The organism is Microbacterium sp. GCS4 (assembly GCF_001262495.1).
GTDB lineage: Bacteria > Actinomycetota > Actinomycetes > Actinomycetales > Microbacteriaceae > Microbacterium.
Map to the genome: position 1 here is coordinate 30318 of NZ_LGYE01000003.1, position 16427 is coordinate 46744.

Here is a 16427-nt window from a genome sequence, read left to right on the forward strand (position 1 = left end):
TAAAGTGCTTGCTATCTCGTCTCGACCGTCCTAGAGTCAGACCACCACCCGCACCACAGCACGGTCGTACCCGCCCGATTCGCATCGATCACTGGAGATCCGGCTCATGTCGCAATCACGTCTTCGCACTGCTGTACCCGCTTCCCGCCGCATCGTCATCGCGGCCCTCGCCGCCGCCGCCCTGGTCGGATCCCTCGCCGCGTGCAGCTCCTCCGGCACGACCCCCGAGCCGAGTGACGTCGCGGTCGTCGACGGCGGCGAGCTCGTGATCGGCGCCGAGCAGGAGCCCGACTGCGCCGACTGGATCGCCACGTGCGGCGGCTCTATCTGGGGCACCTACGTCATGCAGATCCCGACCATGCCGAGCGTGTTCCAGACCCGTCTCGACGGCGACGACTGGAAGCCGGTCCCCTCCGACCTCGTGACCGGCGAGCCCGAGACCGTGGTCGCCGACGACGGCACCCAGACCATCACCTACTCGATCAACCCCGACGCCGTGTGGTCCGACGGCGAGCCGATCACCTCGGCCGACTTCGCGTACACCGCGCTGCAGATCCGCGACGGCGACGACATCTTCGACAAGACCGGCTACGACCGCATCACAGCCGTCGATTCGAGCGACCCGGCGACGGCGGTCGTCACCCTGAACTCTGCGTACGCCGGCTGGCGCACCCTCTTCAGCGTGTACGGCATCATGCCCGCGCACCTCCTCGAGGGCCAGGACCGGGCGGCGATCATGGCCGACGGCTACGACTTCAGCGGCGGCCCATGGAAGATCGAGAAGTGGACCCGAGGCACCTCGGTCACGCTCGTCCCGAACGAGAACTACTGGGGCGAGAAGCCGCACCTCGACAAGGTCACCTTCCTCTTCCTGCCCGACACGACCGCGGCGTTCCAGGCGCTCAAGAGCGGCCAGGTGAGCGTGCTCGCCCCGACGCCGCAGCTCGATGCGCTCACGCAGATCGACGCGGGCCTCCCCGGCATCCGCTCGCAGGTCGACGCACGCAGCGGCAACCTCGAGGCGATCTGGCTCAACAACTCCGTGGCCCCCTTCGACTCCGTCGCCGTGCGACAGGCCCTCGCCTACTCGATCGACCGCGATGCCATCGTGAAGCGCCTGTTCGGCAGCCTCGGCATCGACAAGGCCCAGCAGAGCTTCAACTCCCCGATGGTCGCGCCGTTCGCGGCAGACGGCTTCGCGCAGTACACGCTCGACCTCGACAAGGTCGACGAGCTGATGACCGGCGACGGCTGGAAGAAGGACGGCGACGGCGTCTGGGCCAAGGGCGGCGAGACCGCGAGCTTCTCGATCAAGACCCTCGCCGGCAACAAGCGCCGCGACCTCACGGTGCAGGTGCTGCAGTCGCAGCTGGCGGATGCCGGGTTCGACATGTCCATCGACCAGGTCACGCCCGCCGACCTGTTCGGCACCATCGCTCCGCAGGGCGACTTCCAGGCAGGGATCTGGGCGCTCGTCGACACGTTCCCGGACCCCACGCTCTCGTCGACGTTCTCCTCGGTGAACATCCCCAGCGAGGCGAACGGGTTCTCCGGCATCAACTTCTACCGCGCGGACATCGCCGGGCTCGACGACCTGCTCGCCCAGGTCGACACCGAGGTCGATCAGGACGCCCGCATCGAGGTCTCGAAGCAGGCCGATGCGCTGATCGCCGAGAACGTCCCCTCCCTGCCGCTCGACGTCGTGCCCAACGTGCTCCTCTGGAGCGAGAAGGTCGGCGGCCCGCTGCAGATCAACCCCATCGAGGGTCCCTTCTGGAACCTCGCCGAGTGGGGCCTGGCCGGCTGAGCCCGCGCTTCGGCACAGCAGGACAGGAGACGAGGCGACGATGCTCACGTTCATCACGAGACGGGTGCTGTATTCGATCCCGGTGATCGTCGTCGCCTCGTTCATCCTGTTCTGGGCCGTGCGGTCGACGTTCGACCCGCTGGCGAAGCTGCGCCAGGCGCACGACCCCGCGGTGATCGCGCGGGAGATCGAGCGACTCGGCCTCGACCGCAGCATCCCCGAGCAGTACTTCCTGTGGCTGCGATCGCTCGTGACGGGCAATTGGGGCCTCAGCACCCGCACGGGCACCCCGGTGCTCCCGCTCATCGGCGACGCCCTGTGGCCCACGCTGCAGCTCGCGTTCTGGGGACTGCTCGTCGCGGTGCTGATCGCCGGCGGCGTGAGCGTGTACTCCGCCGTGCGGCAGTACTCCCTCGGCGACAACATCCTCACCGGTGCCTCGTACCTCGGCATCGCCATGCCGGCGTTCTGGTTCGGCCTCATCCTCATCCAGACCTTTGCGGTGTGGCCCAAGGAGACGTTCGGTCTGAGCGAGCCGCCGCTGTTCTTCATCGGCCTGAACTCGCCAGGGCAGAGCGATCCGCTCGACTACATCCGGCACCTGATCCTGCCGGTCGCGGCGCTCATGATCGCGCTCGTCGCCTCGTGGAGCCGCTTCGGCAGAGCGGCCATGCTCGACGCGCTGTCGAGCGACTACGTGCGCACCGCCCGCGCCAAGGGCGTGCCGCGTCGTCAGGTGATCTGGCGTCACGCGGTGCGCAACTCGCTCGCTCCGTTCGTCACGGTCGTGGCGCTCGACGCGGCGATCCTCATCGGCGGTCTCGTCGTGACCGAGCAGATCTTCGCGATCCCCGGGATGGGGCGGCTGTTCCTGCAGTCTCTCGTCGCGGGTGATGTGTACGTGCTGCTGCCGTGGATGATCGTGGTCGCCGTGGCTGTGGTCATCTGCAACCTGATCGCCGACATCGCCTACGCGGTGCTCGATCCGAGAGTGAGGCTGTCATGAGCGGTGCAGGCATCGCCGGCCAGGAGGGTCTGCTCACCGAGCAGGACCCGCAGAAAGCCCCGACGCGTCAGCTGCTGAAGGGGTTCCTGAAGCACCGGCTCGGGGTCGTGAGCCTCGTCGTGCTCGTGATCCTGCTGGTCGCGTGCTTCGGCGCGGGCTGGATCGCACCCTACCCGCAGGGGCAGCAGGACCTCCTGACCGGACCCACCCCGCCCTCGGGTGCGCACTGGCTGGGCACCGACGAGCTGGGCCGCGACTACCTCAGCGAGATCCTGTTCGCCGGGCAGATCTCGCTCGCGATCGGCCTCGCCGTCGCCCTCCTCGCGACCGTCGTCGGCACCGCGCTCGGCGCGATCGCCGGGTACGTGGGCGGGTGGATCGGCGAACTCATCATGCGCATCACCGACCTGTTCCTCATCGTGCCGGCGATCGCGCTGCTCGCGGTGATCCTGCAGGGGCTCGGGGCCTCGCCCACCACGATCGTGTTCGCGCTCACGGCGCTCGGGTGGACGTACATCGCCCGCGTCGTGCGCGCCCAGGTCCTGTCACTGCGCGAGAAGGACTTCATCGATGCGGCACGCGGCATCGGAGCATCCGGGTTCCGCATCGTCGTCTCGCACCTGCTGCCCAACCTCGCGGGCGTCATCGCCGTCGCGATGAGCCTGGCCGTCGCCTCGTCGATCATCGCCGAGTCGACCCTGAGCTTCCTCGGGTTCGGCGTGCAGCCGCCGCAGACCAGCTGGGGGTCGATGCTCAGCCAGGCCGCGGGCTACGTCGGCACGCCTCAGGTGTACCTGCTGTACTTCCCCGGCCTGTTCATCCTCGTGACCGTGCTGTGCGTCAACTTCATCGGCGACGGACTGCGCGACGCGCTCGACCCCCAGGGGAAGAACCTATGAGCACTCACCCCGATGCCGCCGAGATCCTCCTCGAGGTCGAGGACGTGTCGATCGCCTTCCGCACGGATGCGGGGCTGGCGCGCGCGGTCGAGGGCGTGTCCTTCGTGCTCCGCACCGGCGAGACCGTCGGCATCGTGGGCGAGTCCGGTTCGGGCAAGTCCATGACCGCCATGGCGATCATGGGGCTGCTGCCGAAGAAAGCGGTCGTCACGGGATCGATCAAGCTACGCGGCCGTGAGCTCGTCGGGCTCTCCGACGACGAGCTGCGCGAGGTGCGCGGCAAGGACATCGCGATCGTCTTCCAGGACGCCCTCACCGCGCTCAACCCGGTCATGACCGTCGGCGAGCAGCTGGTCGAGGCCGTGCGCGTGCACGATCCCCGGAGCACCCCGGCCGACCGCAGGGCGCGGGCCGTCGAGCTGCTCGACGTCGTCGGCATCCCCTCTCCCGAACTGCGCGTCGACCGCTACCCCCACGAGTTCTCGGGCGGTATGCGGCAGCGCGTCATGATCGCCATGAGCATCGCGAACGAGCCCGACCTGCTGATCGCCGACGAGCCGACCACCGCGCTCGACGTCACGGTGCAGGCGCAGGTGCTGGAGGTGCTGCGCGAGGTGCAGCGGCGCACGGGCACGACCGTGCTGCTCATCACGCACGATCTCGGCGTGGTCGCCGGCACCGCCGATCGGGTCATGGTGATGTATGCGGGCGGGCTGGTCGAGACCGCCGACGTGGATCCGCTGTTCTACGAGACCGCGCATCCGTACACGGCGGGGCTGCTCGCGTCGCTGCCGCGGCTCGACAGGAGGTCGTCGCGCGACGAGCGGCTGTACCAGATCGCCGGACACCCGCCCGTGGCGACGGAGTGGCCCGAGGGATGCCGGTTCGCCCCGCGCTGCGCGCACGCCGTCGCGGGGCTGTGCGATGTGAGCGTGCCCGAGCCGGTGGCGGTCGGGACAGGGCATACCGCTGCGTGCGTGCGGGTCGACGAATGGCAGAAGGAGGCGTCATGAGCGGAACTCCGGTCGTGGAGCGCACAGGGAGCACCGGGCTCATCGTCGACGGACTCGTCAAGGAGTACCGCGTCGGCGGCGGGCTGTTCGGGCGAGGTCGTGACGTGGTGCAGGCCGTGTCGGACGTCAGCCTCGCGATCCCCGGCGGTCAGACGTTCGGGCTCGTCGGGGAATCCGGATGCGGTAAGTCCTCTCTCGGCCGCAGCGTCGCCCGCCTCCAGCCCAGTGACGGCGGGTCCATCCGGCTGGGCGACGACGATGTCACGGCGGTCTCGGGAGAGCGACTGCGCCGGCTGCGCCGCCGCGTGCAATTCGTGTTCCAGGACCCGTACGCCTCGCTCAACCCGCGCAAGTCCGTGCGGGCGACGCTCACCGAGCCGCTCGTGATCCACGGTCTGCACCGCGGATCGCGAGATCGTCGGGTCGAGGAGTTGCTCGACCAGGTGGGGCTGAACCCGGCGCACGCCGACCGCTTCCCGCACGAGTTCTCGGGCGGACAGCGACAGCGCCTCGGCATCGCGCGGGCGCTCGCGGTCGAACCCGAGGTGATCGCGCTCGACGAGCCGGTCAGCGCGCTCGACGTGAGCGTGCAGGCCGGGGTGCTGAACCTCCTCGACGACCTGCAGCGCGACCTCGGCCTCACGTACCTGTTCATCGCGCACGACCTGTCGGTGGTGCGGCACCTCAGCGACCGCGTCGGCGTCATGTACCTCGGAAAGCTCGTCGAGGAAGCGCCGGTGGACGAACTGTACGAGCGCCCGCTGCATCCCTACACGCAGGCGCTGCTATCGGCGATCCCGGTGCCCGACCCGCGTGCCGAGCGGGCGCGCGAGCGCATCGTGCTGACGGGAGACGTGCCGAGCCCGGTGTCGCCGCCGAGCGGATGCCGGTTCCGCACGCGCTGCTGGAAGGCGACCGAGATCTGCGCCGAGGTCGTGCCCGAGCTCGCCGAGCCCGACCTTCTCGACCCCGCTCCCACGCATCGCGTCGCCTGCCACCACCCCGCCGAGCGCGACGTGCTCTGAACTGCCCGGGCTTTCGAATCGCCTGTGCGACTTTCCACCTCGAGATCTTGCACATCAGGCGATTCGCAAGCCGCCACCCCTTCCGGAAGGACCCTCATGACCACCACGCACCGCATCGCCGTGATCGCCGGAGACGGCATCGGCACCGAGGTCATGCCCGAGGGACTGCGCGTGCTGCGCGCCGCCGCGGCCCGCTTCGACATCGCCCTCGAGTTCGAGGAGTTCGGCTTCGCGAGTGCCGCCTACTGGCAGGAGCATGGACGGATGCTGCCGGACGACTGGTTCGAGACGCTCCGCGGATTCGACGCGATCTACTTCGGGGCGGTCGGTTGGCCCGAGGTCGTGCCCGACCACGTGAGCCTGTGGGGGAGCCTCATCCAGTTCCGCCGGGCGTTCGACCAGTACGTCAATCTGCGGCCCTGCCGGCTGATGCCGGGCGTCGTCTCGCCGCTGGCCGGGCGTGAGCCGGGCGACATCGACTTCTATGTCGTGCGCGAGAACACCGAGGGCGAGTACTCGTCGATCGGCGGTCGCATGTTCGAGGGCACCGACCGGGAGTTCGTGCTGCAGGAGACGGTCATGACCCGCACCGGCGTCGACCGGGTGCTGCGCTACGCCTACGATCTCGCGGCCCGCCGATCGGGACACCTGACCTCGGCGACCAAGAGCAACGGCATCTCGATCTCGATGCCGTATTGGGACGAGCGGGTCGCCGCGGTCGGCGCCGACTACCCCGACGTGACGCGCGACCAGTTCCACATCGACATCCTCACCGCGAACTTCGTGCTGCACCCGGACTGGTTCGACGTGGTCGTCGCGAGCAATCTGTTCGGCGACATCCTGTCGGACCTCGGACCCGCGTGCACCGGCACGATCGGCATAGCCCCCAGCGCGAACATCAATCCCGAGGGGGTGTTCCCGAGCCTGTTCGAGCCCGTGCACGGCTCGGCTCCCGACATCGCCGGACGCGGGATCGCCAATCCGATCGGACAGATCTGGTGCGGTGCCATGATGCTCGAACACCTCGGATACCGGGATGCCGGTGCAGCGGTGCTCGCGGCGATCGAAGAGGTCCTCGCCCGCGGCGCGGAGGACGCACCCTTCACGCCCGACCTCGGCGGCACCGCCACGACGGTCGAACTCGGGTCGGCGATCGCGAAGGTCGTCGCGGGCTGAGACCCGTCGGTGCTGCCCGTCTCGTCTCGTCGCTGCGCTCCCGCTCGACGACCAGCTGCTCAGAGGCCGAGCCGCTCCGCGCACGCGACGCAGTGCGTGGCGAAGGGACGCACCTCAAGGCGTGCGGCCGGGATCTCGCGACCGCACGCGGCGCAGACGCCGTAGGTTCCCGCATCCACTCTCGCTATCGCGTCGTCGACCTGCCGGAGTTCGGATGCCGCGGCTCGCGCGAGCCCGGTCAGTCGCGACCACTCGGACGACAGCGTCACACCCTCGGGATCGTGCTCGTCGTCGTCGTTCGACCCCTCGCGGTCGTGCGTGAGCTCGTCGAGCGTGGCGGACGCCGCGGCGATGCGAGCTTCGGCGTCGGCTCGCAGCCGCACGAGCACGGAGCGGGGGTCGGGGTCCATCCGCTCACCCTAGACCGAGCCTCCGACATCGGCCTTCGCGTGGGCCGGAGACATGTCGCCATTTCGTGCAATTGCGCGGTCAGATTGCGGTGCGAATAGACCAATTCCGTCGCCACGATATCAGCATTGCGTTCACAGAAAAGTGCCACAACAGTGAACGCGCAGAATGTTGGAATTGTTGCTCGAAGACCGTCATCATCGGTGGGGACAAATGCGCGGGAGATGCCTATCTGCGCGCTCTCGACGACACGGAATGAGAACGACAATGCTCAAGGGCTTCAAGGAATTCATCTCGCAGGGCAACGTGATCGACCTCGCGGTCGCCGTCGTCATCGGCGGGGCGTTCACCGCGATCGTGAACGCGGTGGTCGCGAGCATCATCACGCCTCTCGTGAGCCTGTTCTTCCGCGCCGACGACAGCGGCAAGTTCGGGCCTTCGGTCACGAACCTGTACGGCGACACCGTGGTGTTCCCCCTGGGCGACCTGATCTCGGCCGTGATCAGCTTCTTCGCCGTGGCGCTCGTGGTCTACTTCGTCTTCGTCCTGCCCATGAACCACCTCAAGGCGCGCCAGGCGGCCCGTCAGCCCGTGGTCGTCGAAGAGGTGCCCGTGACCGAGACCGACCTGCTGGTCGAGATCCGCGATCTGCTGCGCGCATCTCGCGGAAGCGCGGACTGAACGTCGTCTACTGAACCCGGGGACGGAGTTCGTACCCGTCCCTGATCATCGTCGAGCCCGGTTAGCTGTGGCGGGCTCGGCCGTCGCTCCGCCTTCCTCACGGGCTGGACGACGTGGACTCGGGCCGCACCGAGTCCGACACGGTGCCGCAGGACTCTCCCCCTGCGCACCGCGAGGGGTGGTCGTTCGGGCGACCACCCCTCGTTTCCGCGCACAGCGAGGATGCTCGAGTCCGCGGTCGTCACCCGAGCTCAGGTGCGGCCGCGATGGGCACGTGCTCCTCGATCCCGAGGTCGATCACGACCCCGCCCGAGGGCAGGTCCGCCTCGATGCGATGGACGGCGCCGCGGTCGTCGACCCAGTACCGGACCGTCCCGGCCCCCTCGCCGGTGTCGGCATCCGAGGGGCCCGCGAACACATCGACCGGCACGCCGTCGACCTCGTCCGCGCGCATCCACGCGGCATCCGACTGCTGCAGCAACTGGGCGTTCTCGGGACGATCGCCTCCGAGCGAGAGCAGCAGCGCGAGCACCGTGTCGACGCGAGACGCGGAGGGATCGAGGGGACGAGCACCACCCGGCTCGCTCGGGGCGGCCACAGGGATGCCGTCGCCCACGCTCGCTTCGGCCCAGCCGACGAACGTCGCGCCGTTCCATGTGATGACGGCGCTCTCGTCGCCGGCCCTCGCGCTCGCGAGGCCGATCCCCGCGCGGTAGTCGACGCGTCCCTCGAGCTGCACGACGACACCGTCTGCCGAGACCTCGGTGCGGAACGTGCGGCTGCCGTCCTGGTACGCGAGGAATCGCCCCACAGCCAGGCGTTCCGACTCCTCCGTGGTGAGCGCTCGGGGTCCGGCGGAGGCCGAGGCGGACGCCGTCGGCTGCGGACCGGATGCCGGGTTCGCGAGCACCACCGCGGTGATCCCGCCCGCCAGCACGACCGCAGAGGCTGCCGCGACCAGCACCCAGCGCCGTCGCATCACGATGCTCCGAACAGCGTGGAGCCGAGCGGTCGCGACCGATCGAAGCCGGGGAGCACGAGGAACGTGCCGGAGGCGGTCGTGGTCGTGAAGGCGAGCAGGGCATCGGACTCGCTCATCCGCTCCAGCGTCCGCACGAAGGTGCGGAGCTCGGTCTGCATGCTGACGAAGAGCAGCCCCATCGGATCCTCCATCGAGTACGAACGGCGCAGCATCAGCGGGGCGCCGATCGGCCGCGGATGCGCTCTGCGGGCGTGCGCGTCCGCCGGCAGCCGGTAGCGACCGTCGGACGTCTTGGCCTGCAGGTCGACGTCGTCGGCGATGCGCCCGCCCGAGAGCGGAGCCCCACTCGAACGCCGACGGCCGATCGCGGCTTCTTGCTCGCCGACCGACAGCGCCTGAAACGCCGGGACGTCGATGACCATGCGCCGCACGACCATGATCGTGCCGCCCGCCGCGGGGCCGTCGTCGATCCAGACCGAGTCGGCGAGATCGGTCTTCGAGGTCGGCACCGCGATTCCGTCGATGAACCCCAGGACGTTCCGTGCGGCGGTATGACCCCGACGCACGGGCACGGCAGGACCACGGATGCCGCGCTGCCGCCAGCGTTCCCGCAGCCCGGGCGCGACCCGCATCAGGTGGGCGACGGTGAGCGGCAGCAGCAGCGGGTCCGAGGCGCAGACCTGGAGCACCACATCGCCGCCGCGGTGGCGGTCGTCGATGGCCTCACGGGGGAAGGGAGGGAGGTCGGCGCCGCCGGGGGCAGAGGGCCGCGCGGCCGCGGCCAGGCGCGGACCCACGCCGACCGTGACGGTCAGGTCGCCGGCCGGGATGCCGGCCAGCGCGGGGTGATCGTCGTCGACGAGATCGACGATGGCCCGCCCGAGGTCGGCGAGCACGGGACCGGGCGATTCGTCGAGGTCGAACACCACGAGGAGCAGATGCGGCTGCACCTGCACGGGGCGCGCGACTCCCGCCTGATGACGCCCCTCCGGCCGCACCCGCGCAGTGGCGGTGGTACCGGTCTCGACCGCATCCTGCCGGGGTTCGCGGCCACCGAGCACGGTGCCGAGGGCAGCAGCGCCACCCGCGCCGAGCAGGGCCCGGCGCGTCAGATCCCCGGGTCGGTTCGCGTGCACGAGTTGATGATAGCCATGACCGCGGCCGTGTCCAGCGCCCTCGGACGGATGCCTATGATGGGGCGATGTTCGCCCGAGAGCTCTCCGCCGCCGCCTTGCTCGCGGCCCTCGTCCTGGTCGGATGCGCGCCGACGCCGTCCGCCGACAAGCCCGCGGAGACAGCATCCGTCGCGCCGCGGATGCTGTCCGTTCCCGCCGACTTCCCGACGATCTCGGCGGCCGTGGACGCGGCATCCGAGGGCGACACGGTGGTCGTCGAGTCCGGTGTCTACCGCGAGACCGTCGCGATCGACACGGCGGGCGTGACCCTGCGCGGGAAGTCCCGCGACGGCGTGGTGATCGACGGCGAGGTGCTGCGCGGCAACGGGATCGTCGTGTCCGCTCCGCGGGTCACGGTGCAGAACCTCACCGTCCGCAACGCGACCCAGAACGGCGTGCTCGTCACGGGGATGCGCGACGACGATGGCGCGCCGGTGGGCGGCCATGACGGGTATCGGGCGATCGACCCGGAGGACTTCCCGCTGCTCGACGGATTCCGCGTCGACCATGTGACGGCGTCGAACAACGGGCTCTACGGCATCTACGCGTTCAATGCGTCGAACGGCGTGATCACCGACTCGTATGCGTCCGGCGGCGCGGACTCCGGCATCTACGTGGGGCAGTGCGACCGCTGCAACATCGTCGTCTCGGGCAACGTCGCCGAGCGGAACGCGGTGGGATTCGAGATCGCGAACGCGGGCGGCGACCTGTTCGTGGTGGGCAACAGGTTCGCGGGCAACCGCGTCGGCGCGACGATCGCCTCGGACTACCAGGAGGCCTACGTGCCCCAGACCGCGGCGACGTTCGCGGGCAACGTCGTGGCGGCGAACGGGCAGGCCGACACCCCGGAGCAGGCGGAGGGGGCCTTCGGCATCGGGGTGGGCATCGCCGGCGGCGTCGACAACCTCGTCGCCGCGAACCTCGTCGAGGCGAATCCCGCGGCGGGGGTCGTGCTCGCCTCGGCCGAGGACATCGGGCCCGAAGGAAATCGGCTCACCGGCAACGTCTTCGCCGGGAACGGGACGGATGCCGTGTTCGCGGCGTCGTCGCGAGCACCGGGTGAGGGAAACTGCTGGGAGGGGAACGTGCTCGCGACCACCGAGCCTGCCGGGCTGCAGGAGCTGTCGCCGTGCGGGTCTCCCGGTGCTGTGACGCCCGGGGTGTTCGCGCCCCCGGCTGCGCCGTCCGGCATCCCGTTCACCGATGTGGTCGCGCCGCCTGCGCAGCCGGATCTCGGTGGGCTGGATGCTGCAGCGAAGCCATGGGCGGGAGCGAGCGACGTTCCCGTCGTCGACCTCGCGGCGATCACCGTGCCGGATGCGTCGCTGTTGGCGGAGTGGGCCGCGATCCGCTGGTGAGTCGCGGTCGGCTGCGCCCGCCGACGCGGTATCGCCGACCGGCTGTACACAGTCGACTCGATTTCGTGTGAACACGAGATTGCTAGCTTCTCCCCGTCAGTAGAGGGAGCAGCATGGGGGTTGTCTGGGGTGTCGCGAGCACGCGCGGGGAATCGGTGATCCGCAGGGTGGTCGCTGCCGCGATCGTGGCGATCATCGTGATCGCCGGTCTGATCGGGGGAGCCGAGGCGGCCCACGCCGTGAACGGCACCGTCGCCGGTGCCGTGTATCAGGACTTCGACGACGACGGCACGCGCGATCCGGCCGCTGGGGACTTCGGCGGCGACACAGGCTTGGCCGGCGTCGCCGTGACGGTCACCGATTCGACCGGTGCCGTGGTGGGCACGGCGACGACAACCGCGAACGGCTCCTATTCGGTCAACGCGGTGAATGCCGCGACCGCGGCGGTGCGGGTGGAGTTCACCCTTCCGAACGACTTCCGTTCGGCGCGGATCGGCGCCGGCAATGGCAGCACCGTGCAGTTCGTGAACCTCGGTGCGACGAACGTGAACGTCGGCATGACCCAGGACGGCATGGTCATGACCGAGCGGCCGCCGTTCGTGGTCGTCCCGAATCAGCGCGCGCGCATCACGGCGAACACATCGCCGCAACCTCCGACCAGGCCGACACCGAATTTCGGTTCGCTGCCCGCACTGTTCCGGGTTCCCTACTCCACGATCGGCAATCCGGGATCCGGACGCACGACGATCGCCCTGCAACGGCAGATCGGAACCACATGGGGAACGGCGAACTACGGCACCGCCTTCGTGCTGAGCGGCGCCTCCTTCCGGCGAGGCACAGAGGTGGGTCCCGCCGGACTCGGGGCGATCTACCTGACGGATGCGACGTCGGCCACCCCGAACGCGACGCCCTTCGTGCAGATCCCCAACCCCGGGGTCGATCCCCGCGGGCCGATCAACCCCGCGAACTACGACTGGTTCCATGACTCCGCGGCCTTCGATGCGGTGGGAAGGATCGGCCTCGGCGACCTGGAGATCTCCTCCGACCAGCGCACGCTCTACGCCGTCAACCTCAACGACCGACAGCTCTATGCGGTCCCGATGATCCCCGGCGCCAACCGAGGCGCGGCGCCGACGGCCGGCACACCTGAGGCCATTTCGATCCCTCTGTCCGCGGCGAGCGGCTGCGCCCCCGAGAACGTGCACCCGCACGGGCTCGGGACGTTCCGTGGAGCGCTCTACGTCACGCTGACGTGCGTCGGCCCGACGACATCGGACCTGCGTGCCTACGTCATCCCCATGGATCAGAGCACGCGGCAATTCGGGGCGCCGGTCCTGAATGTGCCTTTGAACTTCTCGCGCCCGGTCTACTACTCGGAGGACCCGCCGACCACGGCGACGTCGCCCTACGGTTCCTGGCGGACCACTTTTCAGTCGAGCCCGACGAGTCCGACGGCACGCGATACGCCGACACCGCTCGCGTCGAGCGTCACGTTCGACGAGGCAGGCAACCTGGCGCTCTCCATCAAGGACAGGACAGCCGACCAGAACGGCGTTGCGATGGGCAGCCTCAACCCGAACGACAACGCGGTGTACAACTACATCGGCGTCGGCGATCTCCTCCGTGCGTGCGTGTCTGCGAGCGGAGAGTACGTGCTCGAGAATGACGGCCGGTGCGGTGCCTTCACTGCCACTCAGCCCATCAACAACTGGGGGCCCGGTGGGGGCAAGTTCTACGAGACCGTATTCGCTCGCAGCAACAACACTGCCTATCACGGCAACACGGGCCTGGGATCAGCACTCCAGCTTCCCGGCTATCCCAACGTGCTCGGAACCGTGATCAATCCGGTGACCTTCGGCAGTGATGGCGTTCGTCTCTTCAACAACGTCAACGGCCGCGCGATCCGCAGTGCGCTGCTCGGAGGCGGCCCTGACGAGGAGGGCACGGGTGCGTTTGCGAAGGCCGGTGGTTTGGGTGATTTGTCGGCGCTGGTGGCGGTGGCGCCGGTGGAGATCGGTAATCGGGTGTGGTTCGATGCGGATGGTGATGGTGTCCAGGATGCGGGTGAGCGGCCGATTGCCGGGGTGACGGTGCGTCTGTTCGATGCGAATGGGATTGTTGTGGCGACGGCGGTGACGGACGCGCAGGGCAATTATCTGTTCTCGTCGTCTGCGGGGACGTCGTCGGGGTCGGCGATCTATGGTTTGGGGCTGCTGCCGGACACGGAGTATGAGATCCGTCTCGACAATGCGAATGATTATGGTCCGGGTGGGCCGCTGGACAACCTGATCCCGACGCGGACGAGAGCGGGGTCTGATCCTGCGGTGGATTCGAACGGGGTGGTCGAGGGGCCGACTCTGATCACCGCGACGGTGCGGACTCCGGGTCCGGGTGCCGCGGACCACACGTTCGATTTCGGGTTCGCGCCCGAGCTGTCGCTCGGCAACAGGCTCTGGTTCGACACCGGGGCGGGTGCGGCGACGAACAACGGGGCGTTCGATGCGGGTGAGCAGCCCGTCGTCGGCGCTGTGGTCGAGCTCCTTGGCGCGGACGGCGCTCCGGTGCTCGACGCCGACGGTGACCCGATCACCACGACGACCGACGCGAGCGGCTTCTACCGCTTCGACGGCCTCACCCCGGGCGACTACATCGTGCAGGTGGCGCCGAGTGCGTTCGCTACGGACGGCCCGCTGCATGACTTCCTGTCGAGCACGGGGTCTTCTCCGGCGTTCGACGGGGCGTCGAACAATTTCGACAAGGGCGTCGATGCGCCGTTCCCTGCGATCACGGGCATTCGGTCCGGTCTGATCGCTCTGGCTCCCGGTGTGACCGGCGAGGTCGACCCCGGCGCGAACGGTCCCGGCGCGAACGGCCCGTTCGGGGACCAGTTCGACAACCTGACGGCGGACTTCGGGTTCGTGCCGGCATTGTCCCTGGGCAACCGCCTGTGGTTCGACAGTGGCACGGGTGAGGGCGCGGCGAACAATGGCCGCTTCGACGCGGGCGAGGCCCCGGTGGTCGGCGCCGTGGTCGAGTTGCTCGACGGGACGGGCGCGGCGGTGCTCGACGCGGATGGTGACCCGATCACGACGACCACCGACGCGAACGGCTTCTACCGCTTCGACGGACTCGCCACCGGCGACTACACGGTGCGAGTCGCGGCGTCGAACTTCGCACCCGGCGAAGCCCTCGATGGCTGGTTCTCGTCGACACCGACCTCGACGAATGCGCAGGAGAACAACGCCGACAAGGGGGTGAACGCTCCGACCCCCGCGGCGGCCGGAATAGTGTCCAACGTCGTCACGCTGTCGCACCTCACCGCCCCGCTCGGCGACGTCGATGCGGGAGCGGACGGTGCGGGCGGTCATGGTCGCAATGGCGATGCCGCGGATCTCCTGACGGTCGACTTCGGTTTCACGCAGGCGTTCGCGGTCGGTGACTTCGTCTGGCTCGATAACGACGGGGATGGACAGCAGGATCCCGGCGAGCCTCCCGTGCCCGGTGTCCTCGTGACCCTGCTCGACGAGGAAGGCAGCCCGGTCGTCGATCTCAACGGAGTTCCCGTCGCTCCCGTGCGCACGGATGACAACGGACACTACGTGTTCGACAACCTCCCTCCCGGGATCTATCGGGTCGGGTTCAGCGACCTGCCCGCGCAGCATCGACACACTCGTCATCACGAGGGCGACGTCACGACCGACTCCGACCTCGAACCCGACGGCATGTCGCCCGGGTTCGTGCTCGGCCCGGCGGGCGACAACACCACGGGTGTGGTGCCGGGTGATGGGGTGACGGTCGCGCAGCGGATCGATCGGACGATCGATGCGGGTATCGTGCCGGTGCTCGCGGTGGGTGATTTCGTGTGGATCGACGCGAACCGGGATGGTCGTCAGGATCCGGGTGAGGTCCCAGTGGCGGGGGTGACGGTGGAGCTGCTCGATGCGAACGGCGACCCGGTGCTCGATGCGAACGGTGACCCGGTCCCGGCGACGACGACCGACGCGGCGGGGCATTACGTGTTCGACAATCTGTTCCCCGGTGACTACCGCATCCGTTTCTCGGGGTGGCCCGCGGGGTATGTGCCCACGATCCAGTCCGCGCCGGGGACATCCACCGCCGAAGACTCCAACCCCGATGCGACAGGTCTCACACCGGTGTTCTCGATCACGGGCGGGGGCACGAACATGCGGCCGGTCGAGGCGGGGGACGGGACCACGCGGGCGTTGCAGATCAACCCGACGATCGACCTCGGTATCGTGGCGCCGCTGTTCGCGGTCGGTGACTACGTCTGGTTCGACAAGGATCGCGACGGGGTCCAGGACGCGGGCGAGAAGCCGGTTCCGGGGATGACGGTGACGTTGTTCGCTGCCGATGGCACGCCGGCGCTCGACTGGCGCGGACAGCCCGTCCCGCCGGTGAAGACCGACGGCAACGGCCACTACCTGTTCGACGGGCTTCCCGCCGGTGACTACTACGTCGAGTTCTCCGGAGTCCCCGCCGGATACCGGTTCACGGGCCAGGGCCCGGGGGGAGCATCCGATTCGAATGCGAACACGCTCGGACGCACCCCCGTGTTCACCCTCGGCATCGGTGCACGCGATATGCGCACCGTCGTCGCGGCGGACGGGACGATCCTCGCGTCGTTCCTGAATCCGACCATCGATGCCGGTCTCGTCGAGATCGAGAAGCCGCTGCCGCCCACCGGCGCGGTGATCCCCTGGATCCTGATCGTCCTCAGCCTCGTGCTGGTCGGCGGAGGAGCGACTCTGCTGACGCTCCGACGCCGGCGAGGCTGACGCCGACACAGGAAAAGAGGAGGGCCTCCACGAGCGCGGAGGCCCTCCTCAACCTGTAAACATCGCGCGGCCAGATCAGTAAACACGAGATTGCTAGTTTC

The 16427-nt window shown here is 69.0% G+C and carries 12 protein-coding genes; 9 read left to right on the forward strand and 3 right to left on the reverse strand.

Annotated features, from left to right (window positions below; all coding sequences use genetic code 11):
- Positions 1–106 precede the first annotated feature (106 nt).
- From AKH00_RS11965 to AKH00_RS11990, 6 genes are all read left to right on the forward strand, one after another.
- Entirely contained in the window at positions 107–1807 is a 1701-nt protein-coding gene (locus AKH00_RS11965; RefSeq protein WP_050722993.1) for an ABC transporter substrate-binding protein, read from the forward strand.
- A gap of 40 nt (positions 1808–1847) precedes the next feature.
- Positions 1848–2813 (forward strand): ABC transporter permease, encoded by a 966-nt coding sequence (locus AKH00_RS11970; RefSeq protein ID WP_050722994.1) that lies wholly within the window; start codon positions 1848–1850, stop codon positions 2811–2813.
- Positions 2810–3712, forward strand: coding sequence for an ABC transporter permease (locus tag AKH00_RS11975; protein WP_050722995.1), 903 nt, complete (start codon positions 2810–2812; stop codon positions 3710–3712). Before AKH00_RS11970 ends, AKH00_RS11975 begins: the two co-directional genes overlap by 4 nt.
- A complete protein-coding gene (locus AKH00_RS11980; protein ID WP_050722996.1) occupies positions 3709–4725 on the forward strand; it encodes an ABC transporter ATP-binding protein in 1017 nt (338 codons plus the stop codon). Before AKH00_RS11975 ends, AKH00_RS11980 begins: the two co-directional genes overlap by 4 nt.
- Positions 4722–5750: an ABC transporter ATP-binding protein gene (locus tag AKH00_RS11985; protein WP_050722997.1), complete on the forward strand. Its 1029-nt coding sequence runs from the start codon at positions 4722–4724 to the stop codon at positions 5748–5750. The genes AKH00_RS11980 and AKH00_RS11985 overlap by 4 nt, the downstream gene beginning before the upstream one ends.
- A 96-nt stretch (positions 5751–5846) precedes the next feature.
- The gene (locus tag AKH00_RS11990) at positions 5847–6926 is read left to right on the forward strand and encodes a tartrate dehydrogenase (protein ID WP_050722998.1); all 1080 of its coding nucleotides are present in this window, start codon (positions 5847–5849) and stop codon (positions 6924–6926) included.
- A 59-nt stretch (positions 6927–6985) separates the two neighbouring features.
- Here the strand turns inward: AKH00_RS11990 and AKH00_RS11995 are convergent, their stop codons facing one another.
- Positions 6986–7336 (reverse strand): TraR/DksA family transcriptional regulator, encoded by a 351-nt coding sequence (locus AKH00_RS11995; protein ID WP_050722999.1) that lies wholly within the window; start codon positions 7334–7336, stop codon positions 6986–6988.
- A gap of 265 nt (positions 7337–7601) precedes the next feature.
- On the opposite strand from AKH00_RS11995, the gene mscL reads away from it, so the two are divergent.
- Complete coding sequence (gene mscL / locus AKH00_RS12000; protein WP_050723000.1) at positions 7602–8015, forward strand: large conductance mechanosensitive channel protein MscL; 414 nt, start codon at positions 7602–7604, stop codon at positions 8013–8015.
- 241 nt (positions 8016–8256) lie between these two features.
- Here the strand turns inward: mscL and AKH00_RS12005 are convergent, their stop codons facing one another.
- On the reverse strand, positions 8257–8994 hold the full coding sequence (locus AKH00_RS12005; RefSeq protein WP_050723001.1) for a hypothetical protein: 738 nt from the start codon (positions 8992–8994) through the stop codon (positions 8257–8259).
- Positions 8994–10133 carry a Dyp-type peroxidase gene (locus tag AKH00_RS12010; protein ID WP_200903854.1) on the reverse strand — a complete coding sequence of 380 codons (1140 nt, stop codon included), beginning with the start codon at positions 10131–10133 and terminating at the stop codon, positions 8994–8996. The genes AKH00_RS12005 and AKH00_RS12010 overlap by 1 nt, the downstream gene beginning before the upstream one ends.
- 65 nt (positions 10134–10198) lie before the next feature.
- On the opposite strand from AKH00_RS12010, the gene AKH00_RS12015 reads away from it, so the two are divergent.
- Positions 10199–11530, forward strand: coding sequence for a right-handed parallel beta-helix repeat-containing protein (locus AKH00_RS12015; RefSeq protein ID WP_050723002.1), 1332 nt, complete (start codon positions 10199–10201; stop codon positions 11528–11530).
- 113 nt (positions 11531–11643) lie between these two features.
- On the forward strand, positions 11644–16326 hold the full coding sequence (locus AKH00_RS12020; RefSeq protein WP_050723003.1) for an SdrD B-like domain-containing protein: 4683 nt from the start codon (positions 11644–11646) through the stop codon (positions 16324–16326).
- The last annotated feature ends 101 nt before the right edge of the window (positions 16327–16427 follow it).